This is a genomic window from Cellulomonas sp. CW35 (assembly GCF_052378485.1).
GTDB classification, from domain to species: Bacteria; Actinomycetota; Actinomycetes; order Actinomycetales; family Cellulomonadaceae; genus Cellulomonas; species Cellulomonas uda.
In genome coordinates, this window is sequence record NZ_CP199000.1 from 1221872 (window position 1) to 1245263 (window position 23392).

Sequence of the window (23392 nt, forward strand, 5' to 3'; positions counted from 1 at the left end):
GGATCCGGCACGCCTTGACGGCTACCGGCCGCGGCCCTCGTCGCGGCCCGGACGCGATGGCCACGGCGGGGCGTCGGGCACGTCGTCCTCGTGGCGCCGCCCGCGGCCGGTCAGGTCGACGAAGCGTGTGGTCGGCTCGGAGACGTCCCACGACCGCTCGACGACGGTCTCGACGACGGGCTGGGGGCCGACGCGCGGTCGCACGCGCAGCGGCTGCGTGTCGTGCGGCTCGTAGCGCCCGTCGTCCTCGTCGGGCTCGTCGTCGGGGAAGTCGGCGTACGCGTCGTCGAGCTCGTCGTCGGACGTCTCGTCGGGGTCCTGCGCCGCCGCCGAGTGCCGGCCGTGGCCGGTCGGGCGCGCGGGCAGGACTGCGGGTGGCAGGGGACCCGCGTCGTCCTCGCCGTCCGGGGGCGGCGCCTCGCCCGGCGTGAAGATCAGCGCACACAGGTCCCGGTACGTCGCGTCGGGGCGGGCGACCCAGTTGATCTGCCGCAGCGCCTGGTCCTGGCCGGCGGACTCGAGCAGGAACTGCCCGTAGCCGAGCAGCTGGCCGAGCACGGACCGCGAGTACCGCATGTCCGTGACCTTCATGAGCGGCATCATCCCGATCTGGTGGGTGACGAGCCCGGTCAGCAGGAGCATCCGCTTGTCGGTCGCCACGAACCACTCGACCCGCCACACGAGCGCCAGCCAGGCGAACCGAGCCAAGGCCGCGGCCCACAGCCACCAGACCCACAGCGCACCGTCCCCCAGCGTCGGGGTCAGCGCGACCGTGAGCCAGCCGCACAGGACGAACACGCCCGTCGCCGTGAGCGCCGGCTCGACGAGCTGCGCCCAGTGCCGCCGCGCCGCGAGCACCACGCGCTCGCCCGGCAGGATGTAGCGGCGCAGCAGCCGGTGGGACATGACGATCCGGGTCGCGTCGTCGTCCACACCCGTCACCTCCTCACCGGTGCAGCGGCCCCCGGCGAGCCCGTCAGGCCGCCAGGTTGCTGAAGAACTGCGCGAACCCCGCGAACGCGCCGTAGATGAAGTCCCACACGGACCGCACGACGTCGGCGGCCTTGTCCGGGTTGCGCACCACGGCGTAGATGACGAAGACCACGACGATCCAGATCAGGATGCTCTTCGCTCTCGGCGGCATGGTCGGACCCTCCGGCTCGTTCGTCGTCGCGTGGTCAGGGCTGCTGGGCACCGCAGACGTCGTCGTCCGGCCGGTCATCCGCGACCACGGCGTGCGGTCCCGGACGGCGCACACAGTACAGACCGGGAGCAACTGTGCGAAAAGGGCGCGCGGGGCGTCGGCGAGACCGGCGCGATCCGCCCCGCCACCCGACCCCAGCCCCGCAGCCCGGCGCGCCCGTCCCCAGCCGGACGCCGTGCCGGTCCCGCGCGGCGCCGTCGGCGTCACCCTGGGGGCGTGCGGGACGACGGGACGGGGCGCGGCGCGGCGGTGGCCGCGCTCGTCCGCGCGTGGTGGGCGCAGGTCGTGCACCTGGTCCTGCCCGTGCGGTGCGCGGGGTGCGACCTCGCCGACGTCGCGTGGTGCGCGTCCTGCCGCTCGGCGTTCGACGAGGACCCGTGGCGCTGCGAGGACCGTGCGGGTCGCCTCGACCCCGTGGGGGCGCGGGGTCTGCCCGTGCTCACGCTGGCGGACTGCGCGGGCCCGGTGCGCGCGGCCGTGATCGCGTGGAAGGACCGCGGGCGGCGGGACCTGACGCGTCCGTTCGTCGGGCACGCCCGACGGCTCGGGGCCGCCTGCGTGGCGGTGCTCGACGAGTCCCTCGCGGCGGAGCCCCGCCCCCGCTCGCGGCCGGCCGCGCCCGTGCTCGTCGTCCCCGCGCCGTCGACACCCGTGGCGCGGCGGCGCCGCGGCTTCGCGCACGTCGACGAGCTCGCACGCGGCGTGGCCGAGGGCCTGCGCGCCGCCGGACGCCCGGCTCGTGTGGCGCGGGTCCTGCGCCGCCGGCGCGGTGACCGTGCCGACCAGGTCGGGCGGGGCGTGCGCGACCGCGCCCGGGTCGACGTGCGCGTCGCGGCGCGGCATCGCGACGCGCTGCACGGCCGTGTCGTCGTGCTCGTCGACGACGTGCTGACGAGCGGTGCGACGCTCGCGGCCGCGCAGCGCGCGCTCGTCGTCGCAGGCGCGTCGCCGCGCGCGGCCGTCACTCTCGCGTCCACGCCCGGCCCGGCCGACCGCGGGGCGGGCCGCGGCCCGACGCACCTGGTCGCCGCAGGTGGGGTTGCTCCGACAGGGTGAATCCGGGACCTTCCGCCCGCGGGAGCGACGTTCCCGGCGCGCACAGTGGTCACGTGCCCCCTGCGGCGTTAGCGTGGCAGTCCGAGCCGACGGCGCCGCACGGACGGGTTCCTCGCGAACCCTCGGGCGCGTGGAGGAGGTGATGCCCGCAGCGGCCCTCTCGAGGGCCACGACCGCAGACATCGGGCGGCGGCCCCGCCGCCCCTCACCTCCCAGGAGGCTCTCATGGAGATCGTGGTTGCAGGCCGGCACACCGAGGTGTCCCCGAAGTTCCGGGCACACCTGACGGACAAGCTCGCGAAGGTCGAGCAGCTGGCCCCCCGCGCCCAGCGGATCGACGTCCTCGTCTCGCACGAGGTCAACCCCCGTCAGGCGGACAGCTCGGAACGCGTCGAGCTCACCGTCGTCGACAAGGGGCCCGTGATCCGCGCCGAGGCGTGCGCCGACGACCGGTACGCCGCGCTCGACCTCGCGCTCGCGAAGCTGCTCGAGCGGCTGCGCCGGATGCGCGACCGACGCAAGGACCACCGCAACCACACTCCGCTGACTCCCGTGGACGTCCGGCCGCCCCAGGAGGAACCCGTCGCGGCCGACACCCCGGTCGCGGCCGACGGCGCGGTGGAGGTCACGCTCGGCGACTCGCCGGTGGTCATCCGTGAGAAGACCCACCAGGCGCAGCCCATGACGATCGACGACGCGCTGTACGAGATGGAGCTCGTCGGGCACGACTTCTTCCTGTTCGTCGACGTCGAGACCGCCCAGCCCGCGGTCGCGTACCGGCGCCGCGGCTGGAGCTACGGCGTGATCAAGCTCGACTCGCCCGTCGTGGGCACCGAGCGCGCGCAGGCGGTCGGCTGACCGCCGGGCGGCTCCCGAGACCGACGCGCCCGGCCGGCGGCACGCCCCCGGCCGGGCGCTGTCGCGTCGTCCCGCCTCGCTGTCGCGTCGTCCCGCCTCGCCGGTGAGGCGTGTCGGTGGCCGGCGGCAGGATGACCGCGTGGTCACGAGCACCGGAACAGAGCCGACCGCGGCGCGAGCCGCCGGCGCCCGCGCGGCGTCTGCCGCCCCCGAGCGCTACACGCTCGCGCAGGCGCGGCGGATCGCGCTGGCCGCCCAGGGGCTGCACCGCCCCCGCGCGGGGCGCGCGGTCACGATGCGCCAGGTCCAGCAGGTCGTCGACCGCATCGGGCTGCTCCAGATCGACTCGGTCAACGTGCTCGCGCGCGCCCACCAGGTCCCGTTGTTCTCCCGGCTCGGGCCTTACGACACCGCGTTGCTCGACCGTGCGGCGGGCCGTGCGCCGCGCCGCCTCGTCGAGTCGTGGGCGCACGTGGCGTCGTACGTGCCCCCGGAGACGTACCGCCTGCTCGAGTGGCGCCGCCGGGAGGACCGCGAGCGGTTCGGCGGGCACCTGGTCGAGGGTGTCCCGCTGCGCGACTCGCCCGTGCTCGAGGAGGTGCGCACGGTCGTCGCGGAGCGGGGTCCCGTGACCTCGCAGCAGGTGCACGCGCTGTTCGCCGAGCGGTTCCCGCGCCCCACCGGCGCGTGGGGGTGGAACTGGACGGTCGCGAAGAGCGCCCTGGAGTACCTGTTCTTCGCCGGCGACGTGGCCGTCAGCGGCCGGAACGCGGCGTTCGAGCGGCTGTACGACGTCCCCGCGCGGGTGCTGCCGCGCCCGGTCGCGGACCTGCCGGCGCCGGACGGCGAGGAGGCGGTGCGCGCGCTCGTCGAGATCTCGGCCCGCGCGCACGGCATCGGCACGCTCGGCTGCCTGGCGGACTACTTCCGGCTGCGCACCGCACCGACCCGGCGGGCGGTGGCGGAGCTCGTGGACGCCGGCGTCCTCGTGCCCGTGCGGGTCGACGGCTGGCGCGAGGCGTACCGCCACGTCGAGGCGACGACGCCGCGGCGGGCGACCGGGCGCGCGCTGCTCAGCCCGTTCGACCCGCTGGTGTTCGAGCGTCGACGGCTCGAGGAGCTGTTCGGGCTGCGGTACCGGATCGAGATCTACGTACCCGCGGCGCAGCGCCGGTGGGGCTACTACGTCCTGCCGTTCCTCATGGACGAGGCGATCGAGGCGCTCGTCGACCTCAAGGCTGACCGGGCCTCGGGCCGGCTCGTCGTGCAGGCCGCGCACCGCGCACCCGGCGCCCGGGACCGGGCGGCGGGGCGGGGGACGCGCGTGCCGGACGACGACGAGGTCGCGGCAGCGCTCGTGGACGAGCTCGTGCTCGTCGGCCGCTGGGCGGGCGTGCCCGAGGTCGTCCTCGGGACGGACGGCATCGGGGGTGACCTCGCCGTCGCGCTGGCCCGTAGGCTGGCGCACGGTCGCTGAGCCGCCGCGATCGGGCGAGGGTGCCGCGCCGCAGGTCAGGCGCGTGTCGAGCGGTGTCGGAGGGAGCTCGGGTGGGCCGTCGCGGGGACTTCTGGCTCGTCGCGCTCGCCGGCGTGCTGTGGGGGACCGGCGGTCTGGCGGGAGCCGAGCTCGGCGACGCGGCCGGACTGACGAGCGCCGCGGTCGCGGCCTACCGCCTGCTCGGCGGCGGCGGCCTGCTGCTCGTCGCGCTCGCGGTCACCGGGCGTCTGCGCGGCGTGCCGCGCTCGCGGGCCGCGGCGGTGCGCGTCCTGGCGACCGCTGGCCTGATCGCGGTCTTCGAGGCCGCCTACTTCGAGGCGGTCGCGCGGGCCGGGGTCGCCGTGGCGACGCTCGTGACGCTCGGAGCGGCGCCGCTGCTCGTCGCGTCCGCGACGGCGCTGCGGGCGAGGGCGTGGCCGGGACGCAGCACGGCTCTCGCGCTCGCCCTCGCGCTCGCAGGTCTCACGGCGCTGGTGCTGGGCCGCGACGCGGGGCACGCGGTCGACGCGGGAGGTGTCGCGCTCGCGCTGGTCGCCGCGGTGGCGTTCGCGTCGCTGACCGCGGTGAACACCCGCCCGGTGCCCGGGCTCGACGGGCTCGCCGTGACCGCGCTGGCGTTCACGCTCGGCGGGGTCCTGCTCGTGCCGTACGCGGCCGCGGTCGGGCTGGGTGTGCCGCACGACGCCGCGGGCTGGGCGTGGCTCGTGTTCCTCGCGGTGGTGCCCACCGCGGCGGCCTACAGCGCGTACTTCACGGGCCTGCGCACCGTGCCGGCGACGACGGCGACCCTGCTGTCGCTGCTCGAGCCGGTGACCGCAGCGGCGCTCGCGGTCGTGGTCCGGGACGAGCGGCTCGGCGCCTGGGGCGTGGTGGGCGCGATCCTGCTCGTGACTGCTGTGGTCGTCCTGCGCCCACGGAGCGCTGCCTCGCCTACCATGGTCGGGCTCGGCGACGCCGCCGGGCGCCCGCGCCACCCCGCGCCGACCACGCACGGGGCGTCTACACCAGGAGTCATGCGTGTCAGCGATTCTCGAGAAGGTCCTGCGACTCGGTGAGGGTCGGATCCTCAAGAAGCTGTCGGGCGTCGCCCAGCAGGTCAACGCCCTGGAGGACGCGTTCGAGTCGCTGAGCGACGCGGAGCTGCGGGAGGAGACCGACCGCTTCAAGCAGCGCCTCGCGGACGGTGAGACGCTCGACGACATCCTCGCGGAGGCGTTCGCTACGGTGCGTGAGGCGGCCCGCCGCACGCTCGGGCAGCGGCACTTCGACGTCCAGCTGATGGGCGGCGCGGCCCTGCACCTCGGCAACATCGCCGAGATGAAGACCGGTGAGGGCAAGACGCTGGTCGCCACGGCGCCGGCGTACCTCAACGCGCTGACCGGCAAGGGCGTGCACGTCGTCACGGTCAACGACTACCTGGCGAGCTACCAGAGCGAGCTGATGGGCCGCGTGTTCCGGTTCCTGGGTCTGACGACGGGCTGCATCCTGTCGTCGATGACGCCCGCGGAGCGCCGTGAGCAGTACGCCGCGGACATCACGTACGGCACGAACAACGAGTTCGGCTTCGACTACCTGCGCGACAACATGGCGTGGAGCACGGACGAGCTCGTGCAGCGCGGCCACAACTTCGCGATCGTCGACGAGGTGGACTCGATCCTCATCGACGAGGCGCGTACGCCGCTGATCATCTCGGGCCCGTCGTCGGGCGACGCGAACCGCTGGTACGCGGAGTTCGCGAAGGTCGTGCGCCGCCTGCAGCCCGAGCGCGACTACGAGGTCGACGAGAAGAAGCGCACCGTCGGCGTCCTCGAGCCGGGCATCGAGCGCGTCGAGGACTACCTCGGCATCGACAACCTGTACGAGTCGCTGAACACGCCGCTGATCGGCTTCCTCAACAACGCCATCAAGGCGAAGGAGCTGTTCAAGCGCGACAAGGACTACGTCGTGATGAACGGCGAGGTGCTGATCGTCGACGAGCACACGGGCCGCATCCTGCCCGGGCGCCGCTACAACGAGGGCATGCACCAGGCCATCGAGGCCAAGGAGGGCGTGGCCATCAAGGCCGAGAACCAGACGCTCGCCACCATCACGCTGCAGAACTACTTCCGGCTGTACGCCAAGCTCTCGGGCATGACCGGTACCGCCGAGACCGAGGCGGCGGAGTTCCAGGGCACGTACAAGCTCGGCGTCGTGCCGATCCCCACGAACCGCGAGATGCAGCGCATCGACCAGCGCGACCTCGTCTACAAGAGCGAGGCCGGCAAGTTCGACGCGGTCGTCGAGGACATCGTGGAGCGGCACGCCAAGGGCCAGCCCGTGCTCGTCGGCACGACGAGCGTCGAGAAGTCCGAGCTGCTGTCCGCCAAGCTGCGCAAGCTCGGTGTCCCGCACGAGGTGCTGAACGCCAAGCAGCACGCGCGTGAGGCCGCGATCGTCGCGCAGGCGGGCCGTAAGGGCGCCGTCACGGTCGCCACGAACATGGCCGGCCGCGGTACCGACATCATGCTCGGCGGCAACGCGGAGTTCATGGCCGTCGCGGACCTCGCGGCACGTGGCCTGGACCCCGCCGAGAACGCCGACGAGTACGAGGCCGCGTGGCCCGGTGCGCTCGAGAAGGCCCGGCAGGCCGTCGCGGCGGAGCACGACGAGGTCGTGGAGCTCGGCGGGCTGTACGTGCTCGGCACCGAGCGTCACGAGTCGCGCCGCATCGACAACCAGCTGCGCGGCCGGTCGGGCCGTCAGGGCGACCCGGGCGAGTCCCGGTTCTACCTGTCGCTGCAGGACGACCTCATGCGCCTGTTCAACTCGGGCCTCGCCGAGTCGATGATGACGCGCGCGGGCTTCCCGGAGGACCTGCCGCTCGAGTCGAAGATCGTCACGCGCGGTATCCAGTCGGCGCAGTCGCAGGTCGAGTCGCGCAACTTCGAGATCCGCAAGAACGTCCTGAAGTACGACGACGTGATGTCCCGCCAGCGCGAGGTCATCTACGACCAGCGTCGGCGCGTGCTCGAGGGCGAGGACCTGCAGGAGCAGGTCGGGCACTTCCGGTCCGACGTCATCTCCGCGTACGTCGAGGGCGCCACGGCCGAGGGGCGTCCGGAGGACTGGGACCTCGAGGCGCTGTGGACGGCGCTGCGTGCGGTGTTTCCCGTCTCCATCACGCCCGAGGACGTCGTCGAGGAGGCGGGTGGACCCACGCGGCTCACGGCCGAGCTCCTCACGCGTGAGCTCGCGTCCGACGCCGAGGTCGCCTACGCCGACCGCGAGCAGCAGATCGGCTCGGACAACATGCGTCAGCTCGAGCGTCGCGTGACGCTGTCCGTGCTCGACCGCAAGTGGCGTGAGCACCTCTACGAGATGGACTACCTCAAGGAGGGCATCGGGCTGCGGGCGATGGCGCAGCGCGACCCGCTCGTCGAGTACCAGCGCGAGGGGTTCCAGCTGTTCAACGCGATGACCGACGCCATCAAGGAGGAGACGGTCGCCTACCTGTACAACCTGCAGGTCCAGGTGCAGACCGACGAGGACACCTCGGTGCAGGACGGTCCCGTGGTGACCGCCGACTCCGCGGCGGCCGCTGCGGGCGGTGGCCCGCGCCTGGTCGCAAAGGGGATCGACGGGCCGGAGCGGCGCGTCCCGCTGCAGTACTCGGCGCCGTCCGTGGACGGCGACGCGACCGGTGTCGCGCAGGCCGCGGCCCCGGAGGACGAGCCTGCGCCGTCCGGCGACGCGGGCAACCGCGAGGCCCGTCGTCGCGCGGCGAAGCAGCAGCGCAAGCGCTGACGCGACGGGCCTGCGGGCCGACACGAGCACGACGAGACGCCGCCGGCGGGGGATCCAGCCGGCGGCGTCGTCGCGTCGTGCGTCGTGCGGTGGTGCCGTGGTGCCGTGGTGCCGTGGTGTGCGTGGGCCGGTCAGCCGATCTCGAGCGCCGTCACGCGCCACGACCGGCGGTGCGCCTCGAGCCGCATCGCGACCGCCCGCACGCGCGTCCCGTCGTCCACGACCGCGCTCGCCTCGAGGACACGCTCCTGCGTCCGGCAGCCCCGCACGCTGCGGACCACGACCGACCGTCCGCCGCCGCGGGCGGCGAGCACCCGCGCCGAGGCGGTGGCGCGCGCGTGCAGCGCGTCGTAGACCCCGGGCGTGAGCCATCGGGCGAGCTGTGCGACCGAGCGTCGGCCGACGAGCGACTCCACGCTCGCGAGGGCGAGCGACCCGACGAGCGCGCGCGGGTCCACGGGCGCCGCGGGTGCCGCCTCGTCGGCGTCCTCACCGAGGTCCGTGCGGTCCGTGCTGCGCAGCACGGCGATGCGTGTGCGCAGCGAGTGGACCGGACGCACGTCGTGCTCGACCTCGGGCAGGGGGGCGGGGGAGGGCGCCAGGTCGGGCAGCGGACGCACACGCGGTGCGCCCGCGACGCGCAGGTGGGTCCCCGCCCGGGGCCGGCGCGGTGCGGCGATCCCGGCGGCGAGCGCGTCCTCGAGCGGCGAGACGACCTCCGCGACGGTGAGCGCGCTCATCGGGCCGCCTCCGTCGCGGGAGCCGTGAGCTGCTGGCCGGGCTGGAGGACGTCGGGGTCGTCCCCGACGACGTCGCGGTTCGCCTCGTACCAGCGCGGCCAGGCCGCGGCGATCTGCGCGTCGCTCGCGCCACGCGGCAGGTGGGCGGCGGCGATCGACCAGAGCGAGTCGCCGGCCTCGACCACGACCACGCCGGCTCCGTCCGCGCCGCCGTCGGGCGCCGTGGCCAGTCCCCGGTCACCCGACCGACCCGCGGTCTGACCAGCGCTCTGGGCTGCGGCGCTCGCGCCGCGCGCGCGGTCTCCCGTGGCGCCGTCCGTCCGGCCGCCCGCGCCGTCCGCGGCCGCACCGCTCGTCGGGACCCAGCCCGCGGCGACCGGTGCGGGTGCCGGGCCGTCCGGGGGCAGAGCGCCGTCCGCGGGGGCAGTGCCCTGCGTGGGGGACGTGCCGTCCGTCGGTGCGGTGACCGGCCAGCCGAGCGCGGGCGACGCCGGGTCCGGAGCCCCGACCGGGGCCTGCGGCGCGGTCCCGGTGTCGCGGACCGAGTCGACCGAGCCGACCGCCACGGAACCCACGGGGACGACGCCCGAGCCCCGCGAGGGGCCCTCGAGCGTGCCTTCCGCCACGCCGTCCGCACCCGTGCGGGGTGCAGGAGGGTCGGACGGAGCCTCGTCGGCGACGCTCACCGCCACCGGTGCCGGGTCGACGGGCGCCGCCTGCGCCCCGGTCGCGACGAGCCCGAGCCCGAGGCTCGCACCGACGGCACCTGCGACGGCCCGTCGCACGACGACGGGCGCGCAGCGCCGCAGGAGCGCCTCGCCGGAGCGCCAGCCGGCCCCGACCAGCCGCCCGGCGACGCACGCCGACCCCAGGGCGCAGGACACCGCGAGCCACGCGGCGACCGCCGCGCCCAGCGCGGCGACCGCGACGTTGACGACGTCCTGCACCGCCAGGGGCCGGTCCGGCTGTGCGGCCGCCAGTGCGGCCAGCACGAGCGCGACCGCGACCGCGGCGGCGGTCAGTGCGGCGACGGCGAGCGTCGCGGCCGTCGTCGCCAAGGGCCGGCGACGTGCCCTGCTGGTCATGTTTCCCCCCCGCATGCTTCATGATGATGTCGTTTGAGCACGTTTGATGTGCGTAGGTCTAGCGGAGGACTGTCCGATCTGTCCAGTGGTGTCCGTCTCCTGGCCGCCGACGCGCTCCTTCGCGGTCGGCGGCAGCGCCCCGCCGACGATCGGTCACCGCTACCGTGGGCGCGTGCGGTGGGAGGCGCTGTTCGCGGACCTGGAGAGCGGTCTCGATGCCGCTCGGGCCCAGGACCTGCGTGACGAGGTCGCCGAGCTGACGCGTGCCGAGCGGGCGCAGGTGCACCTGGCGGACCGGCTGCGGGCCGCGCGCGCGACGACGCTGCGACTCGTGCTGCGCGACGGTCAGACGGTCGACGGCGTCGTCGTCGACGCGGCGCCGCAGTGGGTGCTCCTCGCGCCCGACGGCGTCCGACGTGCGCTCGTGCCGACGGCGGCCGTGACCGCGGTGGTCGGCCTCGGCGCGTGGGCGGCACCGACCGCGGGCGAGGTCGAGCGCCGGCTCGCGCTGGGCCACGCGCTGCGCGCCGTGGCGCGGGACCGCACGCTCGTGCGGGTCGACGCGCAGGGCGTGAGCGTCTCCGGGCGCATCGACCGGGTCGGCGCCGACCACGTCGACGTCACGCCCGCGGACGCCGCGCGCGGAGCCGCGGGCTGGACGTTCGCGTTCGAGACGCTGCTCGTCGTGCGGTCCGGCTGAGGTGACCGCGGGTGCGGTCCCGGGGGCCGGGGTGCGACCGCCGGACGGGCGTCAGGACTCGTCGCGGCCCTCGTCGTCGAACCCCGCGCCGCTCGTGATGCGCTCGCGCGTCCGCGCCTTCGCGCGCTGGACGTAGGCCTCGAGGTCGGCGACGTCGACGCGCCAGATCTTGCGCCCGCCCATCTGGAAGCCCTCGAGCTCGCCCGTCGTCACCATGGTGCGCACCTGGCCGACCGAGACCCCGAGGGTCTCGGCGACGTCGGCGAGGGAGAGGTACCGCTGCGGCATGACCGCAGTGTGGCACGCGGTGGCGGGCACATCCGGTTATCCACAATCCTTCCGTTTCGCCCGCTTCACCCCCGCCGTCTGGGGCAGGATGCGGAGCGCCGACGACCGAAGGAGCCCGCGTGGACACCGCCCTGCTCGACCTCCCTGCGCCGACCGCGGCGCGGCTGCGCCGTCCCGGGTGGCGCGACCCACGGCTGCTCGCGGGGATCGTGCTCGTCGCCGCCGCCGTCGCGCTCGGCGCGTGGGCCGTGCGGTCCGCGCAGGAGACCGTGCCGGTCTACGCGACGCGCGGCGTGCTCGTCCCGGGGTCCGCGGTGGGCCCGGACGACCTCGTCGTCGTCGAGGTGCGCCTGCCCGAGCTCGCGGGCGCGGAGTACGTCTCGGCGTCCCGCGCCTTGCCGCAGGACGCGGTCGCGCTGCGCACGGTCGGCGCGGGTGAGCTGGTCCCGGCCGACGCGCTGGGATCCGCAGCGGACGTCGCGCTGCGGCCGGTCGCGGTCCCGGTGCGGTCGGCGCCGTCCGACGACGTCGTGGCGGGCGCGGTCGTCGACGTGTGGTTCACGCCCAAGCCGCCTGCGTCCTCCTCCGAGCAGGGCAAGGACGGCAAGGACGCGCCGGGGCCGCGGACGCTCGCGACGGGGGTGACGGTCGCCGAGGTGAACCGGCCCGAGGGGACGTTCGCCACGAGCGGGGCGGCCGTGGTGCACGTGCTGGTCCCGCAGGACGCGCTCGCCTCGCTGCTCGCCGCGCTCTCGGCCGAGGGCGCGATCGACGTCCTGCCCGTGCCCGGGCCGGCCGGGCGATGAGCGAGCAGTCGCCGGGCGTCGTCGGCGTGCTGTGCGCCGTGCGCGGGACGGCCGAGGTCGCGGTGGTCCGCGCGCTCGACGACGACCCCGCGCTGCGGGTCACCCGTCGGTGCGCCGACCTCGCGGAGCTGCAGGCGGCGGCGGACGCCGGTCTGGGGCGTGTCGCGGTGGTCTCGTCCGACGTCGAGCAGCTCGACCTGACCGCGGTCGCGGTCCTGCGCGCCGCCGGCGCCGCCGTCGTCGTCCTGCTGGACCCCGAGCGCACGTCCGCGGCGGACCGGGCGCGCGTCGCCGCTGCCGACCTCGTCCTCGACGCACCCGTGGACGCCGGGGGAGCGGCCGCGCTCGCGGACCGCGTCGTGACGCTCGTGCAGGGGATGCACCGAGCGCCCGCACCCGACGTCCCCGACGGCCCGCACTGGTCGGGAGCCGCGCCGTGGGACGAGGCGCCGGTCCCGCCCGCCGAGCGTGGCCGCCTCGTGGCGGTCTGGGGCCCGACGGGTGCGCCCGGCCGGTCCACGGTCGCGCTGAACCTCGCCGCGGAGGCGGCGGCGGCCGGCCGGTCGACGCTGCTCGCGGACGCCGACACGTACGGCGGCTGCCTCGCGCAGCTGCTCGGCCTGCTCGACGAGTCGCCCGGTCTGGCGGCCGCGGCCCGCGCGGCGGGGCAGGGCTCGCTCGACCTCGTGACGCTCGCGCGCCTCGCGCCGTACGTGAGCGGGGACCTGAGGCTGCTGTCGGGCATCACGCGCGCCGACCGGTGGCCCGAGCTGCCGGGCTCGGCGCTCGACGCGGTCTGGGTGGTCGCGCGGCGGCTCGCGGCGCTCGTCGTCGTCGACTGCGGGTTCTCGGTCGAGCAGGACGAGGTGCTGAGCTACGACACGCGCGCGCCGCGGCGCAACGCCGCGACGCTCGGGGCGCTCGCGGCGGCCGACGAGGTCGTCGTGGTCGGGTCCGCGGACCCGGTCGGCATCCAGCGCCTCGTGCGCGCGCTGTCCGACCTCGGGGAGCTCGGGATCACCCCGCAGCACGTCGTCGTCAACCGTGTGCGCGCGTCGGTCGCGGGGCCCCAGGCCGCTCGCGCGGTCGCGGGAGCTCTCGAGCGGTACGCGGGCGTGCGTGACGCGGTGCTGGTGCCGGACGACCGGCCGAGCCTCGACGCCGCGGTGCTCGAGGCGCGCACGCTGCGGGAGATCGCACCGGGGTCGCCGGCCCGCCGTGCGATCGTCGGCCTCGCCGCACGGGTGGGGCAGGGGGTCGTCGGCGGCGTCCCTGCGGTCGCGTCGGTCGCGCCGTTCGCGTGACGTGGAGCGGGAGCGCGCGGTCCGGTGCGACGCGCGCCCCGCACTCGCGGCACACTGACGTCGTGCGCCTCTACCTGCCCGCCACGCTCGACGAGCTCGACCCGGCCGCCGACGGCTCGGTCACGCTCGGCCCCCGGACCGCTCACGCGGTCACCGCCGCACTGCGCGCCGCGCTGCCCGACGAGGACGACGAGGGGCTCGAGTTCTCCGCGCACCTCATGGCCGCGGACGACAGCCTCGCGATGCTCGCCGCGCGCGGTGACGCACCGCGTCTGCGGCTCGTCGTGACGGTGGACGTCCCCGACGGCGCCGTCCGGCTCGACGCCGCACCCGACGACGCGGGCCCGAGCGCGGTCGCGCTCGTCGACGCCGTGGGTGGCGACGCGATCGCGTGCGTGCACGTCGACGAGCCCGAGGTCGCGGCGGACGTCGCCCGGGCGCTCGAGGGCGACGCGGCGGCGGCGGAGCGCGTCGACGACGCGGACCTGCTCTGGTACGACGCGGCGGAGATCGCCCAGATCCCTCGCTGAGCGGCGTGGCGCGGCTCTCACGGCAGCGGTTTGGTCGTCGGGCCTGCGACCGGGTAACGTTCACGGGCGGTACGACGTCCGGATCAGTCCGAACCGAGTGGCCCTCACGCCCCGTCGTGAGGCTGCCGGGAGGCCCGGAAGTTATACCCCATGGGGTATGGTGTAATTGGCAGCACGACTGATTCTGGTTCAGTTAGTCTAGGTTCGAGTCCTGGTACCCCAGCGCGAGCACCGCTGATCGGACGGTTCGGAGCACGAGCGGACGTCGGGTAAAGTGTTCACACGCAAGCGAGGCCCACGGGTCACGCAGGCGATAGGCCCCCGTTGTGTAGCGGCCTAGCACGCCGCCCTCTCACGGCGGTAGCGCCGGTTCGAATCCGGTCGGGGGTACGTCAGAAGGCCCGGTCACCACGGTGACCGGGCCTTCGTCGTCGTGAGCTGATCCTCGTGAGTGACGTCGTGAGTGCGGTGTGCTCGGCGCCCCTCACGCACGACGATGGCCCCGGCGCAGGGCCGGGGCCATCGTCGTGAGGTCTCGGACCTCTGGGGAGGTGGGGAGGTGGCGGGTGTCACTCCGCGGTGCGGCGCAGCACCTCGGTCAGCCGGTTGGCGGCGGAGACGACCGCGGCGGCGTGCAGGCGGCCCGGCTGGCGGGTCAGACGCTCGAGCGGTCCGGATACCGAGACGGCCGCGACGACGCGTCCCGACGGCCCGCGCACGGGTGCGGAGACCGACGCGACGCCGACCTCGCGCTCCGACACGGACTGGGCCCAACCGCGGCGGCGCACGCCGGACAGGATCGTCGCGGTGAACTTGGCGCCCTGCAGCCCGCGGTGCAGCCGGTCGGGCTCCTCCCACGCGAGCAGCACCTGCGCGGCCGAGCCGGCCTGCATGGTGAGCGTCGCGCCGACGGGGATGGAGTCGCGCAGGCCGATGGGTCGCTCGGCGGCGGCGACACAGATGCGCTGGTCACCCTGCCGGCGGTAGAGCTGCGCGCTCTCACCCGTGTGGTCGCGCACGGCGGCGAGCACCGGTCCGGCCGCGGCGAGCAGCCGGTCCTCGCCCGCCGCGGTGGCGAGCTCGGACAGGCGCGGGCCGAGCACGAACCGGCCCTGCATGTCGCGGGCGACGAGACGATGGTGCTCGAGCGCGACGGCGAGCCGGTGGGCGGTCGGTCGAGCAAGATGGGTGGCGGTCACGAGCTGCGCGAGGGTCGCCGGACCGGCCTCGAGCGCGCTCAGGACGGCTGCGGCCTTGTCCAGGACGCCGACTCCGCTAGAGTTGTCCATAGGCCGATATTGGCGTCTCGCAGGCTGAGATGCAAGTGCAGAGGCACGACGCGTTCGAGAAGTCACCCCGATCGGCCCCGAGAACCGGGAACACCCCCACCCGGACGAGCAGAACAGGACCGCAGCACATGTCCGGTACGTTGGCGGAGAAGGTCTGGGACGCGCACGTCGTGCGACGAGGCACGGACGGAGCCCCTGACCTCCTCTACATCGACCTCCACCTCGTCCACGAGGTCACCAGCCCGCAGGCGTTCGAGGGCCTGCGGCTCGCCGGCCGTCCGGTCCGTCGCCCGGACCTGACGCTCGCCACCGAGGACCACAACACGCCGACGCTCGACATCGACCGCCCGATCGCGGACGCGACGAGCCGCACGCAGATCGAGACGCTGCGCACCAACGCCGCCGAGTTCGGCGTGCGCATCCACTCGCTCGGCGACGCGGACCAGGGCATCGTCCACCAGGTCGGCCCGCAGCTCGGCCTCACGCAGCCCGGCCTGACGGTCGTCTGCGGCGACTCGCACACGTCGACGCACGGCGCGTTCGGCGCGCTCGCGTTCGGCATCGGCACGTCCGAGGTCGAGCACGTGCTCGCGACCCAGACGCTCCCGCTCGCGCCGTTCAAGACCATGGCGATCACCGTCGACGGCCGTCTGCCCGAGGGCGCGACCAGCAAGGACATCATCCTCGCGGTCATCGCCAAGATCGGCACCGGTGGCGGCCAGGGGTACGTGCTGGAGTACCGCGGCGAGGCCATCCGCGCGCTGTCGATGGAGGCGCGCATGACGATCTGCAACATGTCGATCGAGGCCGGTGCGCGCGCCGGGATGATCGCGCCCGACGAGACCACGTTCGAGTACCTCAAGGGCCGCCCGCACGCGCCCGAGGGCGCCGACTGGGACGCGGCGGTCGAGTACTGGCGCACGCTGCACTCGGACGACGACGCGGTCTTCGACGCCGAGGTGGTCCTGGACGCCGCGGACCTCGAGCCGTTCGTCACGTGGGGCACCAACCCGGGCCAGGGCCTGCCGCTGTCGGCCGACGTGCCCGTGCCCGAGCAGATCGCGGACGCGAACGAGCGCGTCGCCGCCGAGCGCGCGATCGAGTACATGGGCCTGACGCCGGGCCAGCCGCTGCGCTCGATCAAGGTCGACACGGTCTTCATCGGCTCGTGCACCAACGGCCGCATCGAGGACCTGCGCTCGGTCGCGAAGGTCGTGCAGGGCCGCAAGAAGGCCGACGACGTGCGCGTCCTCGTGGTCCCGTCGTCGGCGCGCGTGCGTCTGCAGGCGGAGGCCGAGGGGCTCGACAAGATCTTCCTCGACTTCGGTGCGGAGTGGCGCAACGCGGGCTGCTCGATGTGCCTGGGCATGAACCCCGACCAGCTCGCTCCGGGAGAGCGTTCGGCGTCGACGTCGAACCGCAACTTCGAGGGCCGCCAGGGCAAGGGCGGGCGCACCCACCTCGTCTCGCCGCTCGTCGCGGCCGCGACCGCCATCCGCGGCACGCTCTCGTCCTACGCGGACCTGGGCACGGGCCGGCCCGCGCCGGACGGCTCGCCGCTGACCGGCCCCGCCGCCGACCTCCAGACGGTCTGACGACCCGACGACGAACGAGAGAGACAGACCCATGGAGAAGTTCACCCAGCACACCGGCGTCGGGGTCCCGCTGCGTCGCAGCAACGTCGACACCGACCAGATCATCCCCGCCGTCTACCTCAAGCGCGTGACGCGCACGGGGTTCGAGGACGCGCTGTTCGCGGCGTGGCGCGGCGACCCGGAGTTCGTCCTCAACCAGGACGCCTACCGCTCCGGCTCGGTCCTCGTCGCGGGCCCCGACTTCGGGACGGGCTCGTCGCGTGAGCACGCGGTGTGGGCGCTCAAGGACTACGGCTTCAAGGTCGTGGTCTCGGCGCGGTTCGCCGACATCTTCCGCGGGAACTCGGGCAAGCAGGGCCTGCTGGCCGCCCAGGTCGCCCAGGAGGACATCGAGCTGATCTGGAAGATCCTCGAGACGCGCCCGGGCACCGAGGTCACGGTCGACCTGGTCGCGCGCACCGTGCAGTGCGACGACGTCGTCGTCCCGTTCCACGTGGACGACTACACGCGCTGGCGGCTCATGGAGGGTCTGGACGACATCGGCCTGACGCTGCAGCACGTCGACGAGATCTCCGCGTTCGAGGAGCGTCGGGAGTCGTGGCGTCCCGCGACGCTGCCCGCCAAGCACCTCCCGCCGGTGGAGATCAAGGCAGCGCGGCCGGTCGAGGTCGCGATCGGGCGACGCCCCGCCTGACCCGCCCGGTACGACGACGGCCCCGGTGCACCCCGGACTGGTGCGCCGGGGCCGTCGCGTGCGAGCACCGCGTTCGCGCTAGCGTGGGCAGCGGTCCGTCGCGCCGGACGAGACGCCGGTGCGGGAAGAACTCCGCGACGGTCCTGGTTGGCTGTGCTCGGGCGGACTGCCCCTCGTCGGCGCGCTTGTACGTGGCGCCGGTGGGAGGTCGAGGCCAAGAACGGACCGGGTGCGCGCAAGCGGCTCGGCAAGAGGTCGTCACGGCGTCGTCGTGCGGGTCGCGTCCCGCGCGAGCGGGTGTCGCCGGCCTGTGAAGGTGTCGTGCGGAGCAAGGTGTCGGGCACCCGTGTGGTCGGGGGCCGGTGCCGTGGGTAGGCGAGGATGGGCGCGTGAACGATCTGCTGTACGTCAACGGTGGCAACCCGCTGCGGGGAGAGATCACCGTGCGTGGCGCCAAGAACTTCGTGTCGAAGGCCATGGTGGCCGCGCTCCTGGGGGAGACCCCCAGCGTGCTGCGCAACGTGCCGCAGATCCGGGACGTCGCGGTGGTCAAGGGGCTGCTCGAGCTGCACGGGGTGCGCGTCGAGGCCGACGACGCCGCCGGCACCCTGCGCCTGGACCCGAGCGACGTCGAGATCGCGCACGTCGCGGACATCGACGCGCACGCCGGCTCGAGCCGCATCCCGATCCTGTTCTGCGGCCCGCTGCTGCACCGCCTGGGCGAGGCGTTCATCCCCGACCTGGGTGGCTGCCGGATCGGCGACCGGCCGATCAACTACCACCTCGACATCCTGCGCCAGTTCGGCGCGGTCGTGGAGAAGCGCCCCCAGGGCATCTACCTCAGCGCCCCGCGGCGCCTGCAGGGCACGAAGATCGCGCTGCCGTACCCGAGTGTGGGCGCCACCGAGCAGCTCCTGCTCACGGCGGTCCGCGCCGACGGCATCACCGAGCTGGCGGGCGCGGCGATCGAGCCCGAGATCATGGACCTGATCAACGTCCTGCAGAAGATGGGCGCGATCATCTCGGTCGACACCGACCGCGTGATCCGCATCGAGGGCGTCGAGCGGCTCGAGGGGTACCAGCACACCTCGCTGTCCGACCGCATCGAGGCGGCGTCGTGGGCGTCCGCGGCGCTCGCGACGGGCGGTGACATCTACGTGCGCGGAGCGACGCAGCCGGAGATGACGACGTTCCTCAACACGTTCCGCAAGGTGGGCGGCGAGTTCGCGGTCGACGACGAGGGCATCCGCTTCTACCACCCGGGCGGCGACCTGCGCTCGATCCAGCTCGAGACGGACGTGCACCCCGGCTTCATGACGGACTGGCAGCAGCCGCTCGTCGTCGCGCTCACGCAGGCCAAGGGCCTGTCGATCGTGCACGAGACGGTGTACGAGAACAGGTTCGGGTTCGTCGACGCGCTCGTCGGCATGGGCGCGACGATCCAGGTCTACAAGGAGTGCCTGGGCGGGCGGCCGTGCCGGTTCGGCCAGCGCAACTTCTACCACTCGGCGGTCATCAGCGGCCCGACGCCCCTGTCGGCCGCGGACATCGAGGTGCCGGACCTGCGCGGGGGCTTCAGCCACCTCATCGCGGCGCTGACCGCGAAGGGCACGTCCCAGGTGCGGGGGATCAGCCTGATCGACCGCGGGTACGAGCACTTCATGGACAAGCTCTCGGCGCTCGGGGCGGAGTTCAGCCGCGACTGACCCCGCACCTCGGGCACCCCCGTCCCCTGGTGGCGCCTCAGGTCCCGTCCCGCCGCCAGAAGGTAGCCTGCTCGTCGTGCGTCCGCCTGCCCGTTCCAACCGCGCCTACCGCAACGTCGCGCGGATCGTCCGACCCTTGCTCAAGGCGATGACCAAGCCCGACTGGCACGGTGTCGAGCACCTCCCGACCGACCGCGGGTTCATCGTCGCGGCGAACCACATGACGAACGTCGACCCGCTGACGTTCGCGCACTTCCTGTGGGACAACGGCGTGGCGCCCAAGGTGCTCGCGAAGGACCCGCTGTTCAAGGTCCCGCTGGTGGGCCGCGTCCTGCGCGCGACCGGGCAGATCCCCGTCTACCGCAACACGAGCGCGGCGGGGGAGTCGCTCGGCGCGGCGGTCACGGCGCTCCAGCAGGGTGACGCCGTCGCGGTGTTCCCGGAGGGCACCCTGACGCGCGACCCGGACCTGTGGCCCATGGTCGGGAAGACGGGCGTCGCGCGGCTCGCGCTGACGACGCGCGTACCCGTGATCCCCGTCGCGCAGTGGGGCCCGCAGAACCTGCTGGGGCGCTACGCGAAGCTGCTCAGGCCGATCCCGCGCAAGACCGTCACGATCGTCGTCGGGCCGCCGGTGGTGCTCGACGACCTGTACGAGCGCCCGCAGGACGCCGCGACGCTGCGCGAGGCGACGGAGCGCGTCATGGACGCCATCACGCGGCTGCTCGAGGGCATCCGCGGCGAGCAGGCACCCGCCGTGCGGTACGACATGCGCAAGCCCGACGCGCAGCGGTCCGGCGGCGAGCGCGCGGCCCGGCCGGAGCAGCCGTGACGGCGTCCGACGAGAACGGCGAGACGCTGCGCACGGCCGTCCTCGGCACCGGCAGCTGGGGCACGACGTTCGCGGCGGTGCTCGCCGACGCGGGGTGCGACGTGACCGTGTGGGGCCGCTCGGCCGCCGTGGTGCGGCAGATCGCGGACCAGCACCGCAACGAGGCCTACCTGCCCGGCATCGACCTGCCCGCGTCCGTGACCGCGACGACCGACGCCCGCGCGGCCGTCGCGCACGCACGCATCGTCGCGGTCGCCGTGCCGTCGCAGGTCGCCCGCGACACGCTCGCGCCGTTGCGCGGCGCGCTGCGCGACGACGCGGTCGTCGTCTCGCTCATGAAGGGCGTCGAGCTCGGCACCGACAAGCGCATGAGCGAGGTCGTCGCGGAGACGCTCGACCTGCCCGACGAGCGCGTCGCCGTCGTCTCGGGCCCGAACCTCGCGCGTGAGATCGCGCGCCACCAGCCGACCGCGACGGTCGTCGCGTCGACCTCGCCCGACACCGCCGCGCTCGTCGCGCGCGCCGTGGCCTCGTCGTACTTCCGCCCGTACACGAACCCGGACGTCGTGGGCGTCGAGCTGTGCGGTGCGGTGAAGAACGTCATCGCGCTCGCGGTCGGCATCTCGCAGGGGCGCGGCCTGGGCTACAACACCATGGCGACGGTCATCACGCGGGGCCTCGTGGAGATCACGCGTCTCGGGCTCGCGCTCGGGGCCCGCCCTGAGACGTTCCCCGGGCTCGCCGGCATGGGGGACCTCATGGCGACGTGCGCGTCCCCCGACTCGCGCAACCACACCCTCGGCGGTCACATCGGCCGGGGGATGGGGCTCGACGAGGCCATTGCCGCGACCGGTGGGACGGCCGAGGCGGTCAAGACGTGCCGCCCCGTCCTGGAGCTCGCACGCCGGCTCGGGATCGAGATGCCGATCACCGAGGCGGTCGTCAAGGTGCTCTACGAGGGTCTGCCGGTCGACCAGCTCGCCCCCATGCTCCTCGCGCGGCCGCGCCGCTCGGAGGTCGTGGTCCGCTGAGCCGCCCCGGGTGCCGGGCGCTCAGAGCGTCGCGAGCGCGGCGTCGAGGTCGCGCCAGAGGTCCTCGACGTCCTCGATGCCGGTGCTCAGGCGCAGCAGGTCCTCAGGGACCGACGCGGACTCGGTGCTGAACCGGCGGCGACGCTCGAGGGTCGACTCCACGCCGCCGAGGCTCGTCGCGGGCACCCAGAGCCGCACGGCCGCGACGAGCGCGTCCGCGGCCTGCGGCCCGCCCACGGGGCGCACGCCGATGACCGAGCCGTAGCCGTCCATCAGCGCCGTCGCGCGGGCGTGACCCGGGTCGTCGGGCAGCCCGGGGTGCCGCACGGCGAGCACCCGCCGGTCCGCCGCGAGGCGGTGCGCGAGCTCGAGGGCGCTCGCCTGGCTGCGCTCGACCCGCAGCGCGAGCGTGCGCAGCCCGCGCAGCGCCAGCCAGACCTCGAACGGCCCGGCGATCGCGCCGTGCAGCGTGCGGTACTCGTGCAGGCGCGCACGCACCCGCGGGTCGGCCGCGAGCACCGCGCCGAGCACGACGTCGCTGTGCCCCGCCAGGTACTTGGTGACGGCGTGCACGACGACGTCCGCCCCGTGCTCGAACGGCCGTTGCACGAGCGGCGTGGCGAACGTGTTGTCGACCGCGACGAGCGCGCCGACGCCGTGCGCGCCGGCGACGAGTGCGGGCAGGTCCGCGACCTCGAGCATCGGGTTGGTGGGGGACTCGACCCACAGCAGGTCCGCGGGCCGGGTGCCGTCACCGCCGCGGACCGCGGCGAGCACCGCATCGGTGTCCGCGACGTCCACCAGCTCGACCCGCACGTCGCTGCGACGCGCGAGGTCCGCCGCGTAGCCGAGCGTCACCTGGTAGCTGTGCCGGGGCAGGACCAGCCGGCCGCCCGGAGGGACGAGCGACATCGCCGCCGCGATCGCGCCCATGCCCGAGCCGAGGACGAGCGCGGGGGTCGGGCACGCCTCCAGCAGCCCGAGCGCCTCCTCGAACGCGTGCCACGCGGGGGTGTCCGCACGCCCGTACATCGGCTCGTCGCCGGGCACGCCCTGCGAGACGAACGTCGCGGACAGCACGAGCGGCGGGTTGAGCGGAGCGCCCTGCTCGCGCGCGGGACGGCCGGCGGTCACGACGAGCGTCGAAGGGGAGTGGTGCGCGTGCGGCGAGGTCACCGCGCCAGCGTACGCGCGGCGTCGGGGCGCGGGCCGTGGCGGGTAGGGTCGTCCCCGATGAACGCCCAGCCGCAGCCCGCCGACGCGGGCGCCCCCGCCACCCCCGCCCGCCGCCCCCGCGTCATGGTCCTGTTCGGTGGCCGGTCCGGGGAGCACGCGATCAGCTGCGCGACCGCCGGCGGCGTGCTGCGGGCGCTCGACCGCGACCGGTACGACGTCCTCGCGGTGGGGATCACCCCCGAGGGCCGCTGGGTGCTCGCCGACGACGACCCGGACCGCTGGTCGATCACCGAGGGGCGGCTGCCGCGGGTCGAGGACGCGCGCGCGCACGTGCAGCTGCCGCAGTCCTCGTCGGACCGCGAGGTGCACCTCGTCGCGAACGGCGACGTGCCGCTCCCGCTCGGCGAGGTGGACGTGGTGTTCCCGCTGCTGCACGGGCCGTTCGGGGAGGACGGCACGCTGCAGGGCATGCTCGAGCTGGCCGACGTGCGGTACGTGGGCGACGGTGTGCTCGCGTCCGCGGTCGGCATGGACAAGCACATGATGAAGCTCGTGTTCGCCGGGCAGGGCCTGCCCGTCGGGCCGTTCGTCGTGCTGCTGCCCGGTGCCTACGACCGCGACCCGCAGGGCCAGACCGAGCGCATCCGGCCCCTCGGGCTCCCGCTGTTCGTCAAGCCGGCGCGCGCCGGGTCGAGCCTCGGCATCACCCGGGTCGACGACCTCGCCGACCTGCCCGCCGCGATCGCCGAGGCCGAGCGCCACGATCCCAAGGTCGTGGTCGAGGCCGCGATCGTCGGGCGGGAGATCGAGTGCGGCGTGCTGGGCGGGCACCACGGCGAGCGCGCGCGGGCGTCGCTGCCCGGCGAGATCGTCGTCGACACCGGCAGGCACACGTTCTACGACTTCGAGGCGAAGTACCTCGACGAGGCGTCCGTGCGGCTCGCCTGCCCGGCTGACCTGCCGGACGACGTGACGCGGCGCGTGCGGGAGATCGCCGTGCAGGCGTTCGAGGCACTCGGCTGCGAGGGGCTCGCGCGGGTGGACGTGTTCGTCACGCCGCAGGACGAGGTGGTCGTCAACGAGATCAACACCATGCCCGGGTTCACGCCGTTCTCGATGTACCCGCGCATGTGGGAGGCGACGGGCCTGACCTACCCCGAGCTGGTCGACGAGCTCGTGCGCCTCGCGCTCGAGCGGCCCACCGGTCTGCGCTGACG

At 74.6% G+C, this 23392-nt stretch carries 22 protein-coding genes and 2 tRNA genes; 17 read left to right on the plus strand and 7 right to left on the minus strand.

Annotated features, from left to right (window positions below; genetic code table 11):
- Positions 1-21: 21 nt before the first annotated feature.
- Together ACT17Q_RS05705 and ACT17Q_RS05710 are read right to left on the minus strand one after the other, a co-directional pair.
- Entirely contained in the window at positions 22-933 is a 912-nt protein-coding gene (locus ACT17Q_RS05705; RefSeq protein WP_444665078.1) for a PH domain-containing protein, read from the minus strand.
- A 43-nt stretch (positions 934-976) separates the two neighbouring features.
- Complete coding sequence (locus ACT17Q_RS05710; RefSeq protein WP_166771971.1) at positions 977-1144, minus strand: hypothetical protein; 168 nt, start codon at positions 1142-1144, stop codon at positions 977-979.
- Positions 1145-1420: 276 nt separating this feature from the next.
- Here ACT17Q_RS05710 and ACT17Q_RS05715 point away from each other — a divergent pair, with 276 nt between their 5' ends.
- The 5 genes from ACT17Q_RS05715 to secA all read left to right on the plus strand — a co-directional run bounded on the left by ACT17Q_RS05715 (position 1421) and on the right by secA (position 8399).
- Positions 1421-2260 carry a ComF family protein gene (locus ACT17Q_RS05715; RefSeq protein WP_444665079.1) on the plus strand — a complete coding sequence of 280 codons (840 nt, stop codon included), beginning with the start codon at positions 1421-1423 and terminating at the stop codon, positions 2258-2260.
- Positions 2261-2485: 225 nt separating this feature from the next.
- Positions 2486-3118, plus strand: coding sequence for a ribosome hibernation-promoting factor, HPF/YfiA family (gene hpf / locus ACT17Q_RS05720; protein WP_444665080.1), 633 nt, complete (start codon positions 2486-2488; stop codon positions 3116-3118).
- Positions 3119-3257: 139 nt separating this feature from the next.
- Positions 3258-4595 carry a winged helix-turn-helix domain-containing protein gene (locus ACT17Q_RS05725; protein WP_369826324.1) on the plus strand — a complete coding sequence of 446 codons (1338 nt, stop codon included), beginning with the start codon at positions 3258-3260 and terminating at the stop codon, positions 4593-4595.
- 71 nt (positions 4596-4666) lie between these two features.
- Positions 4667-5671 (plus strand): DMT family transporter, encoded by a 1005-nt coding sequence (locus ACT17Q_RS05730; RefSeq protein ID WP_444665081.1) that lies wholly within the window; start codon positions 4667-4669, stop codon positions 5669-5671.
- Entirely contained in the window at positions 5634-8399 is a 2766-nt protein-coding gene (gene secA, locus ACT17Q_RS05735) for a preprotein translocase subunit SecA (protein WP_141317983.1), read from the plus strand. Before ACT17Q_RS05730 ends, secA begins: the two co-directional genes overlap by 38 nt.
- A 131-nt stretch (positions 8400-8530) precedes the next feature.
- On the opposite strand, the gene ACT17Q_RS05740 is transcribed toward secA, so the two are convergent.
- Together ACT17Q_RS05740 and ACT17Q_RS05745 are read right to left on the minus strand one after the other, a co-directional pair.
- Positions 8531-9139, minus strand: coding sequence for an Rv3235 family protein (locus ACT17Q_RS05740; RefSeq protein ID WP_141317981.1), 609 nt, complete (start codon positions 9137-9139; stop codon positions 8531-8533).
- A complete protein-coding gene (locus tag ACT17Q_RS05745) occupies positions 9136-10224 on the minus strand; it encodes a LysM peptidoglycan-binding domain-containing protein (protein ID WP_444665082.1) in 1089 nt (362 codons plus the stop codon). Before ACT17Q_RS05745 ends, ACT17Q_RS05740 begins: the two co-directional genes overlap by 4 nt.
- A gap of 172 nt (positions 10225-10396) precedes the next feature.
- Between ACT17Q_RS05745 and ACT17Q_RS05750 the strand changes: the two genes are divergently transcribed.
- Positions 10397-10924, plus strand: coding sequence for a hypothetical protein (locus tag ACT17Q_RS05750; RefSeq protein WP_268533557.1), 528 nt, complete (start codon positions 10397-10399; stop codon positions 10922-10924).
- A gap of 51 nt (positions 10925-10975) precedes the next feature.
- On the opposite strand, the gene ACT17Q_RS05755 is transcribed toward ACT17Q_RS05750, so the two are convergent.
- The gene (locus tag ACT17Q_RS05755; RefSeq protein WP_094182244.1) at positions 10976-11212 is read right to left on the minus strand and encodes a helix-turn-helix domain-containing protein; all 237 of its coding nucleotides are present in this window, start codon (positions 11210-11212) and stop codon (positions 10976-10978) included.
- Positions 11213-11331: 119 nt separating this feature from the next.
- Between ACT17Q_RS05755 and ACT17Q_RS05760 the strand changes: the two genes are divergently transcribed.
- The 5 genes from ACT17Q_RS05760 (at position 11332) to ACT17Q_RS05780 (ending at position 14242) form a co-directional block, all read left to right on the plus strand.
- A complete protein-coding gene (locus ACT17Q_RS05760) occupies positions 11332-12018 on the plus strand; it encodes a hypothetical protein (RefSeq protein ID WP_141317977.1) in 687 nt (228 codons plus the stop codon).
- A complete protein-coding gene (locus ACT17Q_RS05765) occupies positions 12015-13322 on the plus strand; it encodes an AAA family ATPase (RefSeq protein WP_444665083.1) in 1308 nt (435 codons plus the stop codon). Before ACT17Q_RS05760 ends, ACT17Q_RS05765 begins: the two co-directional genes overlap by 4 nt.
- A gap of 62 nt (positions 13323-13384) precedes the next feature.
- On the plus strand, positions 13385-13852 hold the full coding sequence (locus tag ACT17Q_RS05770) for a DUF6912 family protein (protein ID WP_268533550.1): 468 nt from the start codon (positions 13385-13387) through the stop codon (positions 13850-13852).
- Positions 13853-14003: 151 nt separating this feature from the next.
- Positions 14004-14075 (plus strand) — tRNA-Gln (locus ACT17Q_RS05775).
- 94 nt (positions 14076-14169) lie between these two features.
- A tRNA-Glu gene (locus tag ACT17Q_RS05780) sits at positions 14170-14242 on the plus strand.
- Positions 14243-14421: 179 nt separating this feature from the next.
- Here ACT17Q_RS05780 and ACT17Q_RS05785 read toward each other — a convergent pair.
- Complete coding sequence (locus tag ACT17Q_RS05785) at positions 14422-15141, minus strand: IclR family transcriptional regulator (RefSeq protein WP_094180472.1); 720 nt, start codon at positions 15139-15141, stop codon at positions 14422-14424.
- 128 nt (positions 15142-15269) lie between these two features.
- On the opposite strand from ACT17Q_RS05785, the gene leuC reads away from it, so the two are divergent.
- The 5 genes from leuC to ACT17Q_RS05810 all read left to right on the plus strand — a co-directional run bounded on the left by leuC (position 15270) and on the right by ACT17Q_RS05810 (position 20999).
- Positions 15270-16736 carry a 3-isopropylmalate dehydratase large subunit gene (gene leuC, locus ACT17Q_RS05790; RefSeq protein ID WP_094180471.1) on the plus strand — a complete coding sequence of 489 codons (1467 nt, stop codon included), beginning with the start codon at positions 15270-15272 and terminating at the stop codon, positions 16734-16736.
- A gap of 31 nt (positions 16737-16767) precedes the next feature.
- Positions 16768-17430 (plus strand): 3-isopropylmalate dehydratase small subunit, encoded by a 663-nt coding sequence (gene leuD / locus ACT17Q_RS05795; protein WP_094180470.1) that lies wholly within the window; start codon positions 16768-16770, stop codon positions 17428-17430.
- 389 nt (positions 17431-17819) lie between these two features.
- A complete protein-coding gene (murA, locus tag ACT17Q_RS05800; RefSeq protein ID WP_094180469.1) occupies positions 17820-19136 on the plus strand; it encodes a UDP-N-acetylglucosamine 1-carboxyvinyltransferase in 1317 nt (438 codons plus the stop codon).
- 76 nt (positions 19137-19212) lie between these two features.
- On the plus strand, positions 19213-19968 hold the full coding sequence (locus ACT17Q_RS05805; RefSeq protein WP_094180468.1) for a lysophospholipid acyltransferase family protein: 756 nt from the start codon (positions 19213-19215) through the stop codon (positions 19966-19968).
- Positions 19965-20999, plus strand: a complete 1035-nt coding sequence (locus ACT17Q_RS05810; protein ID WP_444665084.1) for an NAD(P)H-dependent glycerol-3-phosphate dehydrogenase — start codon at positions 19965-19967, stop codon at positions 20997-20999. Before ACT17Q_RS05805 ends, ACT17Q_RS05810 begins: the two co-directional genes overlap by 4 nt.
- Positions 21000-21020: 21 nt before the next feature.
- Here ACT17Q_RS05810 and ACT17Q_RS05815 read toward each other — a convergent pair whose 3' ends face one another.
- Positions 21021-22175 carry a trans-sulfuration enzyme family protein gene (locus tag ACT17Q_RS05815; RefSeq protein WP_444665085.1) on the minus strand — a complete coding sequence of 385 codons (1155 nt, stop codon included), beginning with the start codon at positions 22173-22175 and terminating at the stop codon, positions 21021-21023.
- A 57-nt stretch (positions 22176-22232) separates the two neighbouring features.
- On the opposite strand from ACT17Q_RS05815, the gene ACT17Q_RS05820 reads away from it, so the two are divergent.
- Positions 22233-23390 (plus strand): D-alanine--D-alanine ligase family protein, encoded by a 1158-nt coding sequence (locus ACT17Q_RS05820; protein ID WP_444665086.1) that lies wholly within the window; start codon positions 22233-22235, stop codon positions 23388-23390.
- The last annotated feature ends 2 nt before the right edge of the window (positions 23391-23392 follow it).